Genomic DNA, 19,250 nt, shown 5'->3' on the forward strand with positions numbered 1-19,250 from the left:
GCGCTCCGTCAGGCGGCAGCCGACGCCGGCGCGGCCGCGCGATGCAGCAGCACCGGCACCGACTTCGATGTCGGCGTGTTGCACACGTCGCCGACGCTGTCGAGCGGCACCAACGGGTTCGTTTCCGGGTAGTACGCGCCGATGCAACCGCGCGGGATGTCGTATTCGACGAGCAGGAAGCCGTCCGCGCGCCGCTCGATGCCGTCGTGCCACACGGTTTCCATGTCGACCCGGTCGCCGGCCTTCAGGCCGAGCATCGCGAGGTCGTCGCGGTTGACGAACACCACGCGGCGCTGGCCGTACACGCCGCGATAGCGGTCGTCGAGCCCGTAGACGGTCGTGTTGTACTGGTCGTGCGAGCGCGTCGTCATCAGCGTCATCAGGCGCTCGCCGTGCAGTGCGCGGGCGCGCTGGATCGGCGTGTCGGTCGGCAGCGCATGCGCGATGAAGTTCGCCTTGCCCGTCGGCGTCAGCCATTCGCGATCGCGCGACGCGACGCGCAGGTGGAAGCCGCCCGGCCGCGCGATACGCGTGTTGTAGTCGTAGAAGCCGTCGAGCGTCGCCTCGATCGCGTCGCGGATCTTCGCGTAGTCGTCCTTGTACGCGAGCCAGTCGATCTTGCCGCTGCCGAACAGCGCGTGGCCCATGTGCGCGACGATCGCCGGTTCCGACATCAGGTTCGCGGACGCCGGCTTGTTCATCCCGTACGACACGTGGACCATGCTCATCGAATCCTCGACCGTCACGCCCTGCGCGACGTTGTCCTGCAGGTCGATCTCGGTGCGGCCGAGCGTCGGCAGGATCAGCGCGTCGCGGCCGTGGATCAGGTGGCTGCGGTTCAGCTTCGTCGTGATGTGCACGGAGAGATCGCAGCGGCGCATGCCTGCCCACGTGCGCGGCGTGTCGGGCGTCGCCATCGCGAAGTTGCCGCCGAGGCCGATCAGCACCTTCACGTGGCCTTCGAGCATCCCTTCGATGGTTTCGACGACGTCGTAGCCGTGGTGACGCGGCGGCTCGAAGTCGAACACGTGGCCGAGCCGGTCGAGGAACGCCTGCGACGGCTTTTCCTCGATCCCGACCGTGCGGTTGCCCTGCACGTTCGAGTGGCCGCGCACCGGGCACAGGCCCGCGCCGGGGCGGCCGATGTTGCCGCGCATCAGCATCAGGTTCGTCAGCATCTGCACGGTCGCGACCGAATGCTTGTGCTGCGTGATGCCCATGCCCCACGTCGCGATCACGCGCTCGCTGCGCGCGTAGCGCTGCGCAAGGCCGTCGATCTGCTCGTACGGCACGCCGCTTTCGGCCGTCAGCGCGGACCAGCTTTCATTGCGCAGATCGTCGGCGAACGCGTCGAAGCCGGCCGTGTGCTCGTCGATGAACGCGGTGTCGAGCACGCGCGGCGCGCCGGCGGCGCGCGCGGCATCGTCGAGCTCCAGCACGCGCTTCGCCATCCCCTTGATCAGCGCGAAATCGCCGCCGATCGTCGGCTGGATGAAGGTCGACGCGATCTTCGTGCCCGACATCGTCAGCATCTCGAGCGGGCTTTGCGGATCGGCGAAACGCTCGAGCCCGCGTTCCTTCAGCGGGTTGATCGACACGATCGTCGCGCCGCGCTTCGCGCATTCGCGCAGCTCGCCCATCATCCGCGGATGGTTGGTCGCCGGGTTCTGGCCGAAGATCAGCAGCATGTCCGCATGCTCGAAATCGTCGAGCGTGACGGTGCCCTTGCCGACGCCGACCGACGCCGGCAGCCCGCGGCTCGTCGCCTCGTGGCACATGTTCGAGCAGTCGGGGAAGTTGTTCGTACCGTACAGCCGCACCAGCAACTGGTACAGGAACGCCGCCTCGTTGCTCGCGCGGCCGGACGTGTAGAACGCGGCCTGGTTCGGGTCCGGCAGCGCGCGCAGGTGGCGCGCGATCAGCTCGAACGCGTCGTCCCACGCGATCGGCACGTAGCGGTCGGTCTGCGCGTCGTACACCATCGGGTCGGTCAGGCGGCCGTGTTGTTCGAGCTCGAAATCCGACTGTTCGAGCAGCTCGGTGACCGTATGCGCGGCGAAGAATTCGGGCGTCACGCGCTTGCTCGTCGCTTCGGCGGCCACGGCCTTCACGCCGTTTTCGCAGAATTCGAACGTCGATGCGTGCTGGCGGTCCGGCCACGCGCAACCCGGGCAGTCGAAGCCGTCGGGCTGGTTCTGGCGCAGCAGCGTGCGGTAGTTGCCGCCGGTGACCTTTTCCTTGATCAGGTTGATCGTGACGGCTTTCAGCGCGCCCCAGCCGGCAGCCGGGTGGGTGTACGGTTCGATGCGCGCGGCGGCGGATTTCTTTTTCATGATGCAGGGTGTCAGGGGCGATGCACGCAGAGTACGCGCGGCGCTCCGGCCGCTGTGTGTACACCTTTCATCTTCAAAAAAGAGTACAGTTTCGGCCATCCGGGCAGTGCGGACCGCAACTGTGTTGTTGAAGGGAAGTTGAAAGGGAGGCGCGTGAAGCGTTATGAACAACTGGCCGACGATCTGCAGGCGCAGATCGAGCGCGGCGTGTACCGGCCCGGCGAGCGGATTCCGTCGGTGCGCCAGGCGAGCCGGCAGCAGCAGCTCAGCGTCACGACCGTGCTGCGCGCGTACCTCGTGCTGGAGAGCCGCGGCCTGATCGAGAGCCGGCCGCAGTCGGGCTACTTCGTGCGGGCGCGCGCCACGGCGCCGGCCGAGGCAGAGCTGCACATGTCGGCACCGGCGGCCGAGCCGTCGGCGGTGGACGTGAGCCGGCTCGTGCTGTCGACGTTGCGCACGATCTCGCGCGACGACGCGGTGCCGCTCGGCTCGCCGTATCCCGATGCGTCGCAGTTCCCGGTGCAGCGTCTCGCACGCTACGCGCAGACGATCGGGCGGCGCCGCACGCGCTGGGGCGTGATCGACGACCTGCCGCCCGGCAACCCGGAGCTGATCCGCCAGATCGCGCGGCGCTACGCGGAGCGCGGAATTCCGGTCGAGCCGGGCGAGATCGTGATGACGATCGGCGCGACCGAGGCGATCAACCTGTGCCTGCAGGCGGTCGCGAAACCGGGCGACACGATCGCGGTGGAGTCGCCGACGTTCTACGCGATGCTGCACGCGATCGAGCGGATGGGCATGCGCGCGCTGGAGGTGGCGACCCATCCGGGCGACGGCATCGATCTCGACGCGCTCGAACGGATCCTCGCGCGCGAGCGCATCGCCGCGTGCATGGTGATGCCGAATTTCCAGAATCCGCTCGGCTTCCAGATGCCCGATGCACGCAAGCGCGCGCTCGTCGAGCTGCTCGCGAAGCACGGCGTGCCCGCGATCGAGAACGACGTCTATCACGAGCTGCATTTCGGCGACACGACGCCGAGCGCGCTGAAGTCGTACGACCGCGACGGGCTCGTGCTGCATTGCGCATCGTTCACGAAGAGCCTGTCGCCGCGCTACCGGATCGGCTGGGCGATGCCCGGCCGCTACCGCGACCAGGTCGAGAAACTGAAATTCCTGAACACGCTCGCGACGCCCGCGATCGAGCAGCTCGCGATTGCCGAATACCTGAAGCACGACGGCTACGATTTTCATCTGCGGCGGATGCGCAAGCAGTATGCGCAGCAGGCGAGCCTGATGAGCGCGATGGTGCGGCGCTTCTTCCCGGAAGGCACGCGGTTGTCGCAGCCGCAGGGCGGGTACGTGCTGTGGGTCGAGCTGCCGCGGCAGGTCGATGCGATGAAGCTGTATGCGCTCGCGCTCGCGCAAGGGATCACGATCGGGCCCGGCCACATGTTCTCGGCAACCGCCGATTATCGGCACTTCATCCGGCTCAACTACAGCTATCCGTGGTCGCGGCAGATCGAGGAGGCGCTGAAGGTGGTGGGGCGGCTCGCGTCCGAGTGCGCGGGGCGGTGAGCGGCGCGGCGCCCGCCGCGACACCGCGTTCCTGGCGGCGACCCGTTGCCGGCCGCGCAGGCAAGCGTCACCGCGCGGACGGCGCGGGCAGTCCGGCTTGCGCCGTGTCGACCATCCGGCGCATGTCGAAGCCCGACGGATGCTGGTACACACGCAGCCCGAACTCCGGCAGCACCGCGATCAGGTGATCGAACAGGTCGGACTGGATCGCCTCGTAATCGACCCAGGTCGTCGTGTCGGTGAAGCAGTACAGTTCGAGCGGAATGCCTTCGGCCGTCAGCGGCAGCTGGCGCGCCATGCACGTCATGTCGCGGCGAATGTGCGGATGGCCCTTCAGGTAGTTCGCGACGTACGCGCGGAAGGTGCCGAGATTCGTCAGCTGGCGGCGGTTCGCCGGGCATTCGCCGGCCGCGCCGAGCGTGCCGTTCCATTGCGCGATCGCGTCGACCTTGTCTGCCAGGTAGTCCTTCAGCAGCGTCAGGCGTTCGAGTCGTTCGATCTCGTCGTTGCCGAGAAAGCGCACGCTCGTCGCGTCGATGAACAGCGCGCGCTTGATGCGGCGCCCGCCGGCCTCGGTCATCCCGCGCCAGTTCTGGTAGCTCTCGGTGATCAGCTTCCAGGTCGGCACCGTGATGATCGTGTGATCGAAGTTCGCGACCTTGACCGTGTTCAGCGTGATGTCGATGACGGTGCCGTCCGCGCCGGCCGACGGCATCGTGATCCAGTCGCCGATCCGCAGCATGTCGTTCGACGACAGCTGCACGCCGGCGACGAGGCCGAGCAGCGTGTCCTTGAAGATCAGCATCAGCACCGCCGACATCGCGCCGATGCCCGACAGCAGCAGGCCGATCTGCTTGCCGGTCGCGTCGCCGATCACGACGAGCGCGGCCGTGATGAACATCACGAGCTTGACGAGCTGCATCGCGCCTTTCAGCGACAGGCGCGGCTGGTCGCGCCCGCTCGTGCGATGCGAGTGTTCGAGCGCGGACAGCGTCGCGCTGATCGTCATCGACACCAGGAACACGATCAGCGCGAACAGCACCTTGTCGGCAGCCTGCGCGGCCACGGCGGGAATGCCGGGCACCGCGCCGAGCCCGAGCTTGATCACGACGAACGGCACGATGCGGTTCAGCCACTTGAATGCGCCGAACTCGAACAGCGCGTCGTCGATGCGGGTGGCCGACAGCCGCGCGAGGCGCGCGACCACGCGAAACAGCAGGAAATGGACGGCGGCGGCGATCGCGCCGGCGGCGGCGAGCAGGATGAGGATGCCGACGAGCGGCGCAAACCAGGATTCGTTCAGGGTCATAAGGGTGGACAGGGGCCTTCTCGTGCGTTGAATCTGTACCGCGACGCGGCGCGCGCCCGGTGAAGGGCACATGAAAGGGACCGTGATTGTGCCATCGGGTTCCGGCCTGATGCCGCGAATGCATGACGCAGGGCTCCTCAACATTCTCGCCGTTGCGCGGATTTTCCTTGTGGCCTTGTGTCGTCGAGTCCGTGTGCTCACGTAGCGCAACATACTATGCACTTGCCACGCATCGCCCGCTCGGGGCACGATGCACGAACGGCTTCGCGAACCCCGCTTCCACGTCGTTCCGGTCAACCACGCATTTCACGCATGCAAGATTCCAACGAAAGCCAGCCGTCACGCGTGCGGCTGCTGAAGGGCATTCTGCCGATTCGGCGCGCGTCGGCCATCCGCGACGTGTTCGCGGGCATCTCGCTCGCGTCGATGGATATCCCGCAGGTGCTCGGCTATGCGCGCATCGCCGGCATGCCGGCCGTGACGGGCCTCTATACCGTGTTCCTGCCGCTGATCGCGTTCGCGTGCTTCGGCGCGTCGCGCCATCTGGTGGTCGCCGCCGACTCCGCGACCGCGACCATTTTCGCGAGCCGCCTGTCGTCGATGGCGCCGGCGGGCAGCGCCGAGTACGTCGCGCTGGCCGGCATGGTCGCGCTGCTGACCGCCGCGATGCTGCTGCTCGCGCGCATCTTCAAGCTCGGCTTTCTCGCCGATTTCCTGTCGCGCACGGTGCTGGTCGGCTTCCTGGCCGGCGTCGGCGTGCAGGTTTCGATCGCGATGCTCGGCGACATGCTCGGCTTGTCCGTGCCGTATCCGGCATCGCGCAGCGTCGCCCAGCTCGACTACGTCGTCATGCATGCGATCCACGCGCATCGGCCGACGCTCGCGCTCGCGGCGCTCGTCGTCGTCGCGATTCTCGCGTGCAAGCGCTTTGTGCCGCGCGTGCCGATGCCGATGATCGCGGTGGCGGGCAGCATCGCCGCGAGCGACTGCTTCGGCTTCGCCGCGCAAGGCATCGCCGTGCTCGGGCCCGTCGCGGGCGGCTTGCCGCCGCTGCGCTGGCCGTCCGTCACGTGGCAGCAGTTCCTCGATCTCGTGCCGGTCGCCGCGTCGTGCTTCGTGATGATCATCGCGCAGAGCGCGGCGGCGGCCCGCGTGTTCGCGCAGCAGTACGGCGAGGACGTCGACACCAACGCCGACATCCTCGGGCTCGCGGCCGCGAACGCGGCGGCGGCGGTGGGCGGCGCGTTCGTCGTCAACGGCAGCCCGACGCAGACCGCGATGGCCGACGGCGCGGGCGTGCGCAGCCAGATCGGGCATCTGGCGTTCGCCGCGGTCGTCGCGGCGGTGCTGCTGTTCCTGAGTGCGTATCTGCAGTACCTGCCGCATGCGGTGCTGGCCGGCATCGTGTTCACGATCGCGCTCGGGCTGATCGACGTGCGCAGCCTCGCGGCGATCCGCAGGGAAAGCCCCGGCGAATTCACGCTCGCGCTCGTCACCGCCGCGGCCGTCGTGACGGTCGGTGTCGAGCACGGGATCCTGCTGGCCGTCGCGCTGTCGCTGATGCGGCACGTGCGGCACAGCTATCAGCCGCACACGATGGTGCTCGAAGCCGCCGACGGCAACGGGCGGTGGCTGCCGGTGCCGGCCCGGCCGGGCGCGATGACGGCGCCGGGGCTGATCGTCTACCGGTTCGGCTCCGACCTGTTCTTCGCGAACGACCATCGGTTCGCCGCCGAAGTGACCGAACTCGTCGACGCGTCGCCGGTACCGCTGCGCTGGTTCATCGTCGACGCGGGCGCGATCACCGATCTCGATTACTCCGCCGCGCGGACGATCACCGATCTCGTCAAGGCGCTGCACGCGCGCCGGATCGGCGTGCTGTTCGGGCGCGTGAACCGCTACCTGCACGCCGATATGGAGCGCCACCAGATCACGGAGATCGTCGGCGCGTCGTGCATTTTCCCGACACTGCACCAGGCGCTGGAAGCGGCGGGCGTGACGCCGGCGCAGCAGGAGCCGGGGGGCACGTAGCGGAAATTGGAAGGCGGAAAGCGGAAAGCGGAAGGCGGAAAGCTGGGGGAACGCGGGAGGCGGGAGGCGGAACGCGGGAAGCTTCACCGCTAAGCGGCTGCGCGCACGCGCGCGAAGCCGTTGCGCAAATGGCGGGCCAGTTCCGCCGCGGCCGGCGCGTGCTGGCCGCGCGGCAGATGCAGGTTGATCGCGAAGTTCGGCAGGGCGGGCAGGCCGCTGTCGGCCGGCAGGATGTCGAGATCGGCCGGCACGGTGGACGCGAGCCAGACGGTCACCGCGAGATCGGAGCGCACGGTCGCGGCCGTCGCGTCGATGCTGCCGTTCTCGAACACGGTGCGCCACGCGCGATCGCAGGCCCGTAGCGCGTCGAGCACGGTCGGGCGGAACGCGCAGGTCTGGTCGACCATCGACACGGGCAGCGGCGTCTGCAGATGGGCGCTACCGCCTTTCGCGCCGACCCAGACCAGACGGTCGACGGCGATGCATTCGCCGCGCGACGGCCCGACCGGCGCCTCGATCAGCGCGACATCGATCTCGCCTTGCCTCAGCGCCTTGCGCAGTGCGGGCGACGCCGCGCACACGAGCGACAGCGCGACTTGCGGATGCGCGTGCGCATAGCCTTTCAGGATCGGCGCGAGACAGCTGCCGACGAGATCCTGCGGCGCGCCGATGCGCACAGCGCCTTCCATCGCACCGGCCGTCAGCTCGGTCAGCAGTGCGTCGTGCGCGGCGAGCAGCCGGCGCGCCTGCGCGAGCAGACGCTCGCCGTCCGCCGTGAGCAGCAGGTTGCGATGCTCGCGCACGAACAGCGGGCCGGACAGCGTTTCGAGCCGCGCGACCTGCTGGCTGACCGCGCCTTGCGTCAGGTGCAGCGCGTGGCTCGCCGCCGTCATGCTGCCGTGATCGGCGACCGTGACGAAGGCGCGAAGCAGGGCGATGTCGAGGTTGCGTGCCATGGTTCGCATTATGAATGCTAATGACTGGCATAAAAATCTTTTGCTGTCGTAATGCACGGAGCGCGGGTAAAACGGAGCTTCGACGACCCGAACCGGGAGCCCGTGTGCCGCTTCAAGACTATTTGCCGCTGCTGTTGTTCGTGATCGTGTCCACGGTGACACCGGGTGGCGCGACGACCCTCGCAACCGCATCGGGCGCGCATTTCGGCTATCGGCGTTCGCTGCCGATGATGACGGGCATCGCGGCCGGCCTGGCATCGATGGCCGCGGCGGCGGCGGCCGGGCTCGGCAGCGTGTTGCTGGCCCTGCCCGCGCTGCAGCTCGGGATGAAGGTGCTCGGCTCGCTGTATCTGCTGTGGCTGGCCACGCGCATCGCGCGCGGCGACAAGCCCGGTGTCGACGCGGCCGTGCAGCGGCCGCAAGGATTCGTCAGCGGCGTATGGATGCTGTGGCACAACCCGAAGGGCTGGGCGATGACGCTCGGCGCGGCCGCGTCGTTCGCCGCGCTCGCGTCCGGCCCCGTGAGGCTCGGCGCGTTGCTCGGGCTGGCGTTCGGCGTGGCGGCGATGGCGTCGCTGTCGCTCTGGTGTTGTGCCGGGCTGCTGTTCGCGCGCGTGCTCCGCACGGAGCGGCAGTGGCGTTGCGTGAATGCGGGCTTGGGGATCCTGCTCGCGGCGTCGATCGTGCCGATGTGGCTGTAGCAGCGGCGCTGCGCGCACGGCGCAGCCCCGACACTCAGCGAGAACCGTCCCGCGCGGCCCCCGCGGGCCGTCCGCCCGCGCCGCTCGACCATCGCGGCAGCCGCAGTGTCGTCGCGAAGCTCGCCGCATGCAGTGCGCAAAGCAGGCCGAACGTCCACGCGTAGGCGGCCCCGTGCGTGCCGCCCGTCGACGCGGATTCGGCCTGCAGCCGCCACGCGAGAAACAGCGTGCACATCGTCGTGAACGTCGGGCCACCGAGGCGCTGGACGATATTGAGCGACGTCGTCGCCATCGGCAGGTTGTGCCGCTCGACCGACGCATACGCGGCGGAAATCGACGGCGCGCCGATCGCGCTCTGACCCATCCCGCGCAGAAACAGCGCGGGCACCAGCACGGCGGGATCGTAGCCGGCCAGCGCGAGATACACGAACGGCAGCGTCGCGGCGAGCGCGAGCAGCGCGCCGGCGGCGGCCAGCCGGCGCACGCCGAACCGGCTGGTCGGCGCGCCCATCGACGGATAGGTGACGAGCATGCCGAGCCCGAGCGGCGCCAGCAGCCAGCCCATCTCGCCGGGCGAGCGGCCGCACGCCTCGATCAGGAACACCGGAATCAGCATCTGGCCCGCGTAGATCGCGCCGTTCGACAGAAACTGCGTGGCCGCCGCCGCGCCGAACACGCGCGAGCGAAACAGCGCGAGGTCGATCAGCGCCCGCTCGCCTTTGCGCAGCTGGACGCGCAGGAACGCGGCGAGCAGCAGCACCGAGCCCGCGATCGCGGCGATGCCGGGCACCGCGTCGATGCGCTCCGCGCCATACAGGAACAGCACGAGCGCCGGCGACAGCAGCGCGAGGCCGACCCAGTCGAGTTCGCGCCGCTGCGTTTCCTCGCGGTCGCCGGGCAGGAACCACACGGCCAGTGCCAGCGCCAGCGCGCCGACCGGCAGGTTCACGAGAAACAGCCAGCGCCACGACGCGTACTGCAGGATCGTACCGGCGACGACCGGCCCCAGGATCGGTGCGATCAGCACGGGTACCGCCGCATAGCCGATCACGCGCGCCATCTGCTGGCCGGCCACGCGCGCGATCATCATCTGCGCCATCGGCGCGAGCAGCCCGCCGCTGACGCCTTGCAGCACGCGGAACGCGATCAGCGACGGCGCGGACCACGCGAGCCCGCACAGCGCCGACGTCAGCGTGAAAGCGGAGAAACACCACAGGTACAGCGCCTTCGCGCCGATGCGATCGACCAGCCAGCCGTTCAGCGGCAACACCAGCGTGAGCGCGAGCAGGTAGCCGCTCGTCACCCACTGGATCGTCGACAGGCTCGCGTGCAGATCGGTCGCGAGGCTCGACAGCGAGACGTTGACGATCGTCGCGTCGAGCTGCGACAGCAGCGAGCCGAGCGTCGCGACCGCGCTGACTTTCCAGATCGACGGACCGAGCCGTTCGGCCGCACGGCCCGGCGCCGGCCGCGCGCGTTGGTCGTTCACGCGCCGCGCCGGTCGAGCAGCGCGACGATCTCGTGCGCCGAGCCCGTCTCGCCGAGCCGCGGGAACAGCCGTTCGACGCTGTTCGTGTGCGCGTCCGCGTTGAGGTCGGTCATCGCATCGACCGCGAGCGTCACGTTGTAGCCGAGTTCGTGCGCCTGTCGGGCCGTCGATTCGACGCCGATGCTCGTCGCGATGCCGGCCAGCACGATCTGCGTGACGCCGGCCGCCTTCAGGTACGCGTCGAGATCGGTGCCGGTGAATGCGCCCCAGGTCTTCTTCGTCACGGCGTGGTCGCCCGGCTGGCGGTTCAGTTCGGGCAGGAGCTCGGCCCAGTCGGCCGGGAACGGATCCTTGCGCGGCGGCAGTTGCGTCCGGCCCGGTGCGCCGCCGGCGACGTTGACGAGCACGACCGGCAGGCCGCGGCTGCGGAAGGCGTCGAGCAGTTCGCGCGTGCGCTCGATCACCGGTGCGACCGGGTGGGCGGTGGGCAGCGCGACGATGCCCTTTTGCAGGTCGATGACGACGAGTGCCGTATGCGTGTCGAGACGGGTTGTGCTCATGATGCGGATGCTCCGTGCATGGGGAGAAGGGGCACGTGCCGTACGAATGCCGCGCGGCACGCACGCGGGATCACTGCTCGCCGATGCGCCGGATCAGCGGAATCGCGGCGGCGAGTGTGCGGATGTCTTCGGCGTCGAGCTTCTCGATCGCGGCGCCAAGCCACTTGTGCTTCGCGGTGTTGCGCTTGCGCCGTGCCGCCAGGCCGGCCGCGGTCAGCAGGAACAGGATCTGGCGGCCGTCGGTCGGATGCGGCTCGCGTTCGACGAGCCCGTCTTCCTCGAGACCCGCGAGAATCGCCTTCATCGACTGCGGCTTCATCGCCTCGGCGCGCGCGAGATCGGCGGTCGTCATGGGGCCCTGTCGTTCGAGCCGCGCGAGCGCACTCGTCTGCGACATGCCGAGCCCTTCGGATTCGATCTCGGCGCGCAGCCGTCTAATCAGCTGGCCGACCGCGAGGGTCAAGTCGGCGGCGACGGTGTCGGCGGAAATGCGGGGTGTGCGTGGCGGAGTCATGCGGCGGATCATAGAACACGACAGTTAAACTTGCAAGTTTAACTGTCTAGTTTGGCGGGCGTTCGCGATGCACGGCGCATGACGTACGACGCACCGCGCACCGACGCACGATGCGCCGGCGAGGCCGGGAGAGGAACAGCGGGCGGCGGCTCGGCAACCGCCGATTGTCGGACGGTGGGCGGTGTGCGGCCGGACGCTACGCGCGGCGCGGCAACGGAACCGGTACGACGTCGTTGTACTTCGGCGACGCATTTTCGTGCAGCAGGTCGCCGAGATATTGCGCGAGTTCGTCCGCGGCGAGCGCGGACGGAACGTGCAGGTTGGCCGGTCGCCGCTTGCCTTCGGTGCCGAGATCGAACACCGCCCAGCGGCCGTTCGTCCGCACGACGGCGAGCAGGCGTCCGAACGCGTTGAAACGGTACTCGTCCTGCATGGCATCGCTCCTTCGTGGATGAATGTGCCGGCCGCGCGCGCCGCGTTTACCGGATCGAGCAGGTCAGCCAGCGATGGATCTTCAGCGCATCGCTCGACACGCCGGCGCGCGTCGGTGCGCCGAGCAGCACGACCGTTTCGCGGCGGCCCTTCACGCGCATGCGCATCACGACGCCGTGCCCAGATTCGTTGATGAAGCCGGTTTTCTGCAGTCGGATCGGCAGGCGACCGTTACGCACGAGCGGATCGGAGTTCACGTACAGCAGCTCGCCGTCGCCGGCCTGCACGGTGGTCGACGTGTCCGTCGAGAAATAGCGGATCAGCGGATCCTGCGCGGCCGCGCCGACGAGCCGCGCGAGATCCTCGGCGGTCGACACGTTGTGCGGCGACAGGCCGGTCGGTTCGCGGAAATGCGTATCGCGCATCCCGAGCCGGCGCGCCTCGCGGTTCATCGCCTTAACGAACGCGGCACGGCCGCCCGGATAGTCGCGGCTCAGCGCGGCGGCCGCGCGATTTTCCGACGACATCAGCGCGATATGGAACATCTGGCGGCGCGACAGTTCGGCGCCGATCGGCAGCCGCGAACCGGTGAACTTGATCGTGTCGCGATCGCGAGAGGTGACGCGCAGCACGCCGTTCATCGGCCGGTCCGCGTCGCGTGCGACGACGGCGGTCATCAGCTTCGAGATCGACGCGATCGGCCGCACCGTGCGTGCGTTGCGGGCCAGCAGCGGTGTGCCGGAGTCGACGTCGAGCACGTAGGCCGCGCGCGAATGTAGCGAGCTCACCGCGCGCGGGCTGTAGCCGCAGCTCGCGAGCAGGCGCGGCTGCGCGGCGGGGCGCGGGCGAACCGCGTTCGTGCGTTTCGCGCGCCGGTGCTGCGGTGCGGGCGCCGCGTGACGCTTGACTGCATGATGCGTCACGCGCGGGCGGCGGTGCTTGACGGCCTTGTGCTTGCGGTGGGCGGGTTGTTTCTTGACGACTTTCGCATGCGCATGGGGCGTCGCCGTGCGATGCGGCTGCGCACGCTGCGCCGTCGCGTTCGTTGCGAACGCAAGTGTCAGGAACGAGAGGGCGATGAGCAGGGTGGGCCGGGCGCGAGGCAGGCGCGCGATGAGTCCGGTCAAGCGAGAGTCTCCTTTTCACGCGCGTTGCGGCGGCGCGAAATGCGTGGGCGGTCAGCGGGTGCGGGAAATTATAAGGTCGATTGTGTGGCGATGACGATGGATGTGCGCGCAATCGTGTGCGATCCGGGCGGAATGTCGAGGCTTTTGTGAAGCGCCGAACGCGTGCGGCGGGCAAAAGGCGCCCGCTGCGTCGAATCAGCGCGGCCAGTTCCGCCGCGACACGACCGCGAAGCTGATCGCGATCGAACCGGTGACGACACGCGGCGGCGTGTCGTCCAGCGCATCGCCGAAGCGGAAGCGGCGGCCGCGTCCGTCGGAGCGTGCGGTACGACGCTCGGGCATCGGCGTGTCGGGCTCGACACCGCCCGTGTCGGCGACGACCGTATCGCACGACATATCGGTCAGGCACTCGGCTAGATGATCAACAGGCATGACAGTGAATTCCGCGAAGGGCATGCCCGTATTGAACGTCACGCCGTTCAATCAGTAAAATGAATGTTTCGATCGCTATGATTCCTTTAAAGAATGGAATTGAAACTGCTCCGAACCTTCCTGACGGTCACCGAGCTCAGCCATTTCAGCTGCGCGGCCGACACGCTGCACATGAGCCAGCCGGCGCTTAGCAAGCAGATCGGCGCGCTCGAGGCGAGCCTCGGCGGCAAGCTGTTCGAACGTGGCAGGCATGGCGCGGAGCTGACGCCGTTCGGTGAACGCTTCCTGCCCGACGCACAGGCGCTCGTGCGCGATGCCGACGAAATCCTCGCGCGTGCACGGGAGGCGACCAGCGGGCAGCGCGGCCATCTGCGGCTCGGCATCTGCCTGTCCGTGCTGACGCTCGTGCCGAAACTCGTCGCGGAATTCCGGCGCCGCAATCCGGGTGTCGCGGTCACGTTGAGCGACCTGTCGTCGTCCGAGCAAACCCGCCGAATGCGCGCGGGCAAGCTCGACGCGGGGTTCCTGCGTTTGCCGTCGGATGAAGGGTTGTCGTCGTTCAAGGTGATCGACGAGGCGCTCGCGCTCGCGGTGCCGCCGTACCTCGGCTTCAAGCGCGTGCCGGCCGATCTCGACGTGCTCAACGAGATCGGCTTCATCGCGCTGCAGCGCGCACGCGGCCCCGGGCTCGCCGCGCAGATCGACCGGTGGTGCGTCGGGCGGCGCTTCGTGCCGCAGGTCACGCAGCAGGCGGAGGACGTGCAATCGGTGCTCACGTCGGTCGCGGCCGGGGTCGGCGTCGCGTTCATTCCGTCGCACGCGCAGTACCTGCTGCGCGACGCGACCGTGTTGCCGCTCGCCGGCAGGGACGCGAAATGGCGCGTCGGGCTCGCGTGGCTGTCCGGCCGCGACGATCCCGTGACCACGCGTTTCGTGTCGTTCATGCGCGCCTCGATCAAGGGCGCGTGACCGGGCGTATAGTGTCCGCGATCGCCTTCCGCCCGAATGCCGGCCCGGCGCCGGCTCACGAACCCGACCCGATGACTTCAGAACCCGACGACTCCCCGCTCGATCCCGCACTCGTTGCGACGCTCGCGACGCTGCATGAAGCCGCGACCGATCCGTCCGGCAAAACGTGGTCGCTGCCGAAGATCGCGAAGCGCACGCAATTGCCGATGAGCACGCTGCGCCGCGTGCTGACGCAACTCGACGCCGCCGGCCTGAGCGCGACGACGCTGAACGACGACGGCACCGGCAGCGCCGCCTTGACCGAAGAGGGGCGCGCCGTGTGCGCGCAACTGTTCGGTGGGAACGACCGCGGATGAAAAAACGGGTCGCCCGAAGGCGACCCGTCATATTGCGGTTCGACATGCGACATCACCACCGCGCCGTCACCCCACCCATGACGGAATGACGGTAGGTCTGGTCGTTCAGCCCATGCCGGTAGCCGACGTCGAGATCGAGCCAGGGCTTCGGCGAGTAGATCGCGCCCGCGATTACGAACGCCGGATTCGCGCCGGCCGTGCTCTCGGTGTTGCGCGACAGGCCGATGTCGGCCACGAGCTGCACCTTGTCGGTCGCCTTGTAAAGCGCCGCGGCCGACACGGCCCAGACCGAGCGCAGGTCGCCCTGGCGGTTCGGCTGGTACGCGAGGCCCGCATTCGCGAGCAGCGAGAAGCGCGCGACGTCGGCTTGCGCGAGCAGCGTGGCGCCGGTGCCGACGCGGCCTGTGCCGAGCCCGCGATCGTCGTTGCCGGTCGGCATCGTCACCTGCGGTTTCAGCGCAAGCGACAGCGGCCCGCGTTCGACGAAGCGCCACTTCATGCCGATCTCGACATCGCCGATGCCTGCGCCGTGGTCGTCGGTGCGCGTTTGCAGATGCGTGTAAGGCGCGTTCACGTAGAGATCGACGTGCTCGCCGAACCCACGCGTGAGTGTCGCGTTCCACAATTGATGGCGGCCGTTTTCGTCCTGCTTCGAGGTTTGCTCGCCGTTGAACTCGAACTGCCAGTTCGCGTCGCCCTGCGTACCCGTGTCGTCGCTGACGAGCGGATGGGCCGCGTACGCGTACAACGGCGCGAGCAGGGTGCTCGCGGCCGCGAGAGAAAGCATTCTTTTCATGAAGTCACCGTTGTCGTGTCGTGGGGGGCCGGCCCGCGCGGGCCGGCACGCCGTCGTTTCGGAGGCGATCAGAACCACTGCTTGTAGCGACGCACATAGATCGTCTTGACGATCTGCGCGAGCAGGATGTAGCCGACCATCGTCGCCGCGAGCCACAGCCAGTAGGTGCCCGGCAGGTGCATGAAGCCGAGCGAATCCGCGAACGGCGAGAACGGCAGCCAGCAGCCGATCGCGATCGCGGTGAACGTCGACAGCAGCACCGGCAGCGCGGCCGTGCTCTGCAGGAACGGGATCTTCTGCGTGCGCAGCAGGTGCACGACGAGCGTCTGCGACACGAGGCTCTCGATGAACCAGCCCGAGTTCATCACGATCTGGCCGCCCGAACCGCCGTGCAGGTGATACATCGCGCCCGCGCCGAACACGGTCCACATCAGCACGTAGGTCGTGATGTCGAACACCGACGACGTCGGCCCGACCCACAGCATGAAGCGGCCGATGTTGCCGGCTTCCCACTTGCGCGGCTTCTTCAGGAACTCGGGATCCATCTTGTCCCACGGCAGCAGCATCTGCGACGTGTCGTAGATCAGGTTCAACACGAGCAGCTGGGTCGCGAGCATCGGCTCCCACGGCAGGAACGCGCTGGCGACGAGCACCGAGAACACGTTGCCGAAGTTCGAGCTGGCGGTCATGTTCAGGTACTTCAGGATGTTGCCGAACGTCTCGCGGCCCTTGATCACGCCTTCCTCGAGCACCATCAGGCTCTTCTCGAGCAGGATGATGTCGGCGGTTTCCTTCGCGATGTCGGCGCCGCTGTCGACCGAGATGCCGACGTCGGCGTCGCGCAGCGCCGGTGCGTCATTGATGCCGTCGCCGAGGAAGCCGACCGTGTGGCCGTTCGCCTGCAGCGCCTTCACGATGCGCGCCTTCTGCAGCGGCGTGAGCTTCGCGAACACCGTCGTGCGTTCGACGACCTCGGCGAGCGTCGCGTCGTCGAGCGCCTCGATTTCGGCGCCGAGCATCGGCTTGCCCGGTTCGAGGCCGACCTGGCGGCAGACCTTCATCGTGACGGTCGGGTTGTCGCCCGTCAGCACCTTCACCGACACGCCGTTCTCGCGCAGCGCGGCAAGCGCCGGCGCGGCCGATTCCTTCGGCGGATCGAGGAAGGTCAGGAAGCCGCGCACGACGAGATCGCGCTCGTCGGCGGTGCGATATTGTTCGAGTTCGTCGCCGCGCGGGATCGTGCGCGTCGCGAGCACCAGCACGCGGAAGCCGTCCTCGTTGTACGCGTTCGCCTGTTCGAGCAGCCGCTTGCGTGCGACGAAATCGAGCGGACGTACGCCGTCCTCGTCCTGCACGTGGGTCGACACCGCGAGCATTTCCTCGACCGCGCCCTTGCAGATCAGCTGGTGCGTGCCGTGCGTGTCCTCGACCACGACCGACAGGCGGCGCCGCACGAAGTCGAATGGCAGCTCGTCGATCTTCTTGTAGCCGTGCGGCTTCACGCGCTCGCCGATCTCGTCGGCGCGCGCGACCACCGCGATGTCGATCAGGTTCTTCTGGCCGCTCTGATGAAAGCTGTTCAGCCAACCAAGCCGCAGGATGTCCTCGTTCTTGTGGCCGGACAGGTCGAGATGGTGCTCGAGGATGATCTTGTCCTGCGTGAGCGTGCCGGTCTTGTCGGTGCACAGCACGTCCATCGCGCCGAAGTTCTGCACCGAGTTCAGCCGCTTCACGACGACCTTGCGACGCGCCATCGCGATCGCGCCGCGCGCGAGGTTCGCGCTCACGATCATCGGCAGCATCTCGGGCGTGAGGCCGACGGCCACCGCGAGCGCGAACGTAAGCGCGCTCAGCCAGTCGCCCTTGGTCAGGCCGTTGATCATGAACACGATCGGCACCATCACGAACATGAACCTGATCAGCAGCCAGCTCACGCTCGCGACGCCGCGGTCGAAGCTGGTCTCGATGCGCTTGTGGCTCACGACGTTGCGTGCGAGCGAACCGAAGTAGGTGTCTTCGCCGGTCGCGACGACCACGGCCGTCGCGGTGCCGCTCACCACATTGGTGCCCATGAAGCACACGTTCTCGAGATCGAGCAGCGACTTCGACGCATCGTTCGCGGCGGCGGACGAGCCCGTCGCGCCTGCGCCGGCCGACTTGCCGGCGACCGCGCCGAGCGTGTCGTATTTCTCGACCGGCAGCGCTTCGCCGGTCAGCACGGCCTGGCTGATGAACAGGTCGCGCGACGCGAGCAGGCGCACGTCGGCGGGGATCATGTCGCCGGCCGACAGGTGCACGATGTCGCCGACCACCACTTCACGCATCGGCACCTCGCGGCGCGCGGGCTCGGACACGTCGGTCACCGCGCGCTGCACGGTCGCCGTCGTGCGGACCATCGCCTTGAGCTTTTCGGCCGCGCGCAGCGACCGGAATTCCTGCACGAAGCGCAGCAGCGCGCTGATCGTGACCATCGTCAGCAGGATCGTCATCCCGACGAAGTCGCGATCGCCGGGCGCCGCGAAGTAGACGTCGGTGCAGAAGCTGATCGTGGCCAGCACCAGCAGCACGTAGACGAACGGATTGTGGAACGCGTGCAGCAGCTGGCGCGTCCAGTGCGGCGGCTTGTCGTGCGCGATCTCGTTCGGACCATTGTGCTGCAGGCGATCGGCGGCCTGGTCGTAGGTGAGGCCGCGCGTGCTGGTGCGCAGCGACTTGAAGGTTTCTTCGAGCGGGCGGGCCGCTTCCTGCGCGGCGCGCATGTTGCGCGGTTCGTTCTGCTGACCGGGGCCGGCGTTGATGAAGCCGCGCTGTTTCTTTTGCGATGTTTGCGAAGTGTTGTGTCGTGTCATGAGTCGCTCCTTGCGCACGAGGCGGCGGGCGGGGAGCGACCGTGACGTCAGCGACGCACGAGCGCTCCCCGCCGCATCGCGTCAGGCGCGATCGGCTGTGGATCGGTGAAGGGGGGAACGCTCGCCGGCGCGCGGAGTGCGGCCGAAGGATCGATGCGCGGCGTCGCACCGGCGAGCGGTAATCGACTACTGTCGTCCGAGTTCATCTGCACTCCTGTCGGTTGCGAGTAGGCGGCACGGGCGATCGGAAGCCGCGCACGCACGAGGGCGCGCGGCCGGACGGCACGCGAACGGAACACGCACGCAGCTTGCGCTGCGCGCAGCACGAACGTACGCACGCTGCAACGCAGGGTTGCGCAGCGCGGACATTCGGCGATATCGAAAAAATTCGGCGGGGGATTCTGGCCGGTCAGGCCGGAAGGACGCCGCATCCTGCTTCCCGGGATGCGGCAGAAGACGAGGCTCTGCGCGGTTTCCTCAGGCAGCAGTCAAGTTGGTCGAGGACCAACTACAACTCGCATCGGTGTTCACAGAACACTCCATGTAATTCAGACGGGGGCGATGGTAAAGGCTCGTTGTGCGAAGCGTCAACCCTTTTGTCGGAAGATGCTTGCGAAATGTTATCGGCGCGATGCCGGACAGTCGGGCCGCCGGACGGCAGAAAACGCACGAGTCGCGGGGGGGGGGGGGTGGGGGGGGCGGGGGGGGGGGGGGGGGGGGAGGGGGGCGGGGGGGGGGGGGGGCGGGGGCGCGGGGGGGGGGCGGGGGGGGGGGGGGGGACAAAGAAAAACAACCAGAAAAAACAAGAAAGAAAGACCAAA

At 68.2% G+C, this 19,250-nt stretch carries 17 protein-coding genes; 5 read left to right on the plus strand and 12 right to left on the minus strand.

Annotated features, from left to right (window positions below; all coding sequences use genetic code 11):
* Nucleotides 1–8 precede the first annotated feature (8 nt).
* Entirely contained in the window at nucleotides 9–2,333 is a 2,325-nt protein-coding gene (locus DIE16_RS34455) for an FdhF/YdeP family oxidoreductase (RefSeq protein ID WP_124489622.1), read from the minus strand.
* Between the two features lie 153 nt (nucleotides 2,334–2,486).
* On the opposite strand from DIE16_RS34455, the gene DIE16_RS34465 reads away from it, so the two are divergent.
* Nucleotides 2,487–3,908 (plus strand): PLP-dependent aminotransferase family protein, encoded by a 1,422-nt coding sequence (locus DIE16_RS34465; protein WP_124489623.1) that lies wholly within the window; start codon nucleotides 2,487–2,489, stop codon nucleotides 3,906–3,908.
* 67 nt (nucleotides 3,909–3,975) lie between these two features.
* On the opposite strand, the gene DIE16_RS34470 is transcribed toward DIE16_RS34465, so the two are convergent.
* Nucleotides 3,976–5,217 carry a mechanosensitive ion channel family protein gene (locus tag DIE16_RS34470; protein ID WP_124894287.1) on the minus strand — a complete coding sequence of 414 codons (1,242 nt, stop codon included), beginning with the start codon at nucleotides 5,215–5,217 and terminating at the stop codon, nucleotides 3,976–3,978.
* 312 nt (nucleotides 5,218–5,529) lie between these two features.
* Between DIE16_RS34470 and DIE16_RS34475 the strand changes: the two genes are divergently transcribed.
* Nucleotides 5,530–7,248 (plus strand): SulP family inorganic anion transporter, encoded by a 1,719-nt coding sequence (locus DIE16_RS34475; protein WP_124894288.1) that lies wholly within the window; start codon nucleotides 5,530–5,532, stop codon nucleotides 7,246–7,248.
* A gap of 89 nt (nucleotides 7,249–7,337) precedes the next feature.
* On the opposite strand, the gene DIE16_RS34480 is transcribed toward DIE16_RS34475, so the two are convergent.
* Complete coding sequence (locus tag DIE16_RS34480; protein WP_124666684.1) at nucleotides 7,338–8,213, minus strand: LysR substrate-binding domain-containing protein; 876 nt, start codon at nucleotides 8,211–8,213, stop codon at nucleotides 7,338–7,340.
* Nucleotides 8,214–8,308: 95 nt separating this feature from the next.
* Here DIE16_RS34480 and DIE16_RS34485 point away from each other — a divergent pair, with 95 nt between their 5' ends.
* Nucleotides 8,309–8,905, plus strand: coding sequence for a LysE family translocator (locus tag DIE16_RS34485; protein ID WP_124894289.1), 597 nt, complete (start codon nucleotides 8,309–8,311; stop codon nucleotides 8,903–8,905).
* 34 nt (nucleotides 8,906–8,939) lie between these two features.
* On the opposite strand, the gene DIE16_RS34490 is transcribed toward DIE16_RS34485, so the two are convergent.
* The 6 genes from DIE16_RS34490 to DIE16_RS34515 form a co-directional block, all read right to left on the minus strand.
* Nucleotides 8,940–10,394 (minus strand): DHA2 family efflux MFS transporter permease subunit, encoded by a 1,455-nt coding sequence (locus DIE16_RS34490; RefSeq protein ID WP_124894290.1) that lies wholly within the window; start codon nucleotides 10,392–10,394, stop codon nucleotides 8,940–8,942.
* Complete coding sequence (locus tag DIE16_RS34495) at nucleotides 10,391–10,954, minus strand: cysteine hydrolase (RefSeq protein WP_124489627.1); 564 nt, start codon at nucleotides 10,952–10,954, stop codon at nucleotides 10,391–10,393. Before DIE16_RS34495 ends, DIE16_RS34490 begins: the two co-directional genes overlap by 4 nt.
* A 70-nt stretch (nucleotides 10,955–11,024) precedes the next feature.
* A complete protein-coding gene (locus DIE16_RS34500; RefSeq protein WP_124489628.1) occupies nucleotides 11,025–11,480 on the minus strand; it encodes a MarR family winged helix-turn-helix transcriptional regulator in 456 nt (151 codons plus the stop codon).
* A 184-nt stretch (nucleotides 11,481–11,664) separates the two neighbouring features.
* Nucleotides 11,665–11,901 (minus strand): hypothetical protein, encoded by a 237-nt coding sequence (locus DIE16_RS34505; RefSeq protein ID WP_044843266.1) that lies wholly within the window; start codon nucleotides 11,899–11,901, stop codon nucleotides 11,665–11,667.
* A 46-nt stretch (nucleotides 11,902–11,947) separates the two neighbouring features.
* Nucleotides 11,948–13,027, minus strand: a complete 1,080-nt coding sequence (locus DIE16_RS34510) for a serine hydrolase (RefSeq protein ID WP_124894291.1) — start codon at nucleotides 13,025–13,027, stop codon at nucleotides 11,948–11,950.
* Between the two features lie 195 nt (nucleotides 13,028–13,222).
* Nucleotides 13,223–13,459 carry a hypothetical protein gene (locus DIE16_RS34515; protein ID WP_185500292.1) on the minus strand — a complete coding sequence of 79 codons (237 nt, stop codon included), beginning with the start codon at nucleotides 13,457–13,459 and terminating at the stop codon, nucleotides 13,223–13,225.
* Nucleotides 13,460–13,552: 93 nt separating this feature from the next.
* Between DIE16_RS34515 and DIE16_RS34520 the strand changes: the two genes are divergently transcribed.
* Nucleotides 13,553–14,428 carry a LysR family transcriptional regulator gene (locus DIE16_RS34520; RefSeq protein ID WP_124894292.1) on the plus strand — a complete coding sequence of 292 codons (876 nt, stop codon included), beginning with the start codon at nucleotides 13,553–13,555 and terminating at the stop codon, nucleotides 14,426–14,428.
* Nucleotides 14,429–14,499: 71 nt separating this feature from the next.
* Nucleotides 14,500–14,784, plus strand: a complete 285-nt coding sequence (locus tag DIE16_RS34525; protein WP_044843344.1) for a transcriptional regulator — start codon at nucleotides 14,500–14,502, stop codon at nucleotides 14,782–14,784.
* A 52-nt stretch (nucleotides 14,785–14,836) separates the two neighbouring features.
* Here the strand turns inward: DIE16_RS34525 and DIE16_RS34530 are convergent, their stop codons facing one another.
* From DIE16_RS34530 to DIE16_RS34540, 3 genes are all read right to left on the minus strand, one after another.
* Nucleotides 14,837–15,580: a transporter gene (locus DIE16_RS34530; protein ID WP_124894293.1), complete on the minus strand. Its 744-nt coding sequence runs from the start codon at nucleotides 15,578–15,580 to the stop codon at nucleotides 14,837–14,839.
* A gap of 68 nt (nucleotides 15,581–15,648) precedes the next feature.
* Complete coding sequence (gene mgtA / locus DIE16_RS34535; protein WP_124894294.1) at nucleotides 15,649–18,429, minus strand: magnesium-translocating P-type ATPase; 2,781 nt, start codon at nucleotides 18,427–18,429, stop codon at nucleotides 15,649–15,651.
* Between the two features lie 47 nt (nucleotides 18,430–18,476).
* Nucleotides 18,477–18,860: a hypothetical protein gene (locus tag DIE16_RS34540; RefSeq protein ID WP_185500301.1), complete on the minus strand. Its 384-nt coding sequence runs from the start codon at nucleotides 18,858–18,860 to the stop codon at nucleotides 18,477–18,479.
* Nucleotides 18,861–19,250 lie beyond the last annotated feature (390 nt).

Origin of the sequence: Burkholderia sp. Bp9090, assembly GCF_003857985.1 — a bacterium.
Lineage (GTDB): Bacteria > Pseudomonadota > Gammaproteobacteria > Burkholderiales > Burkholderiaceae > Burkholderia.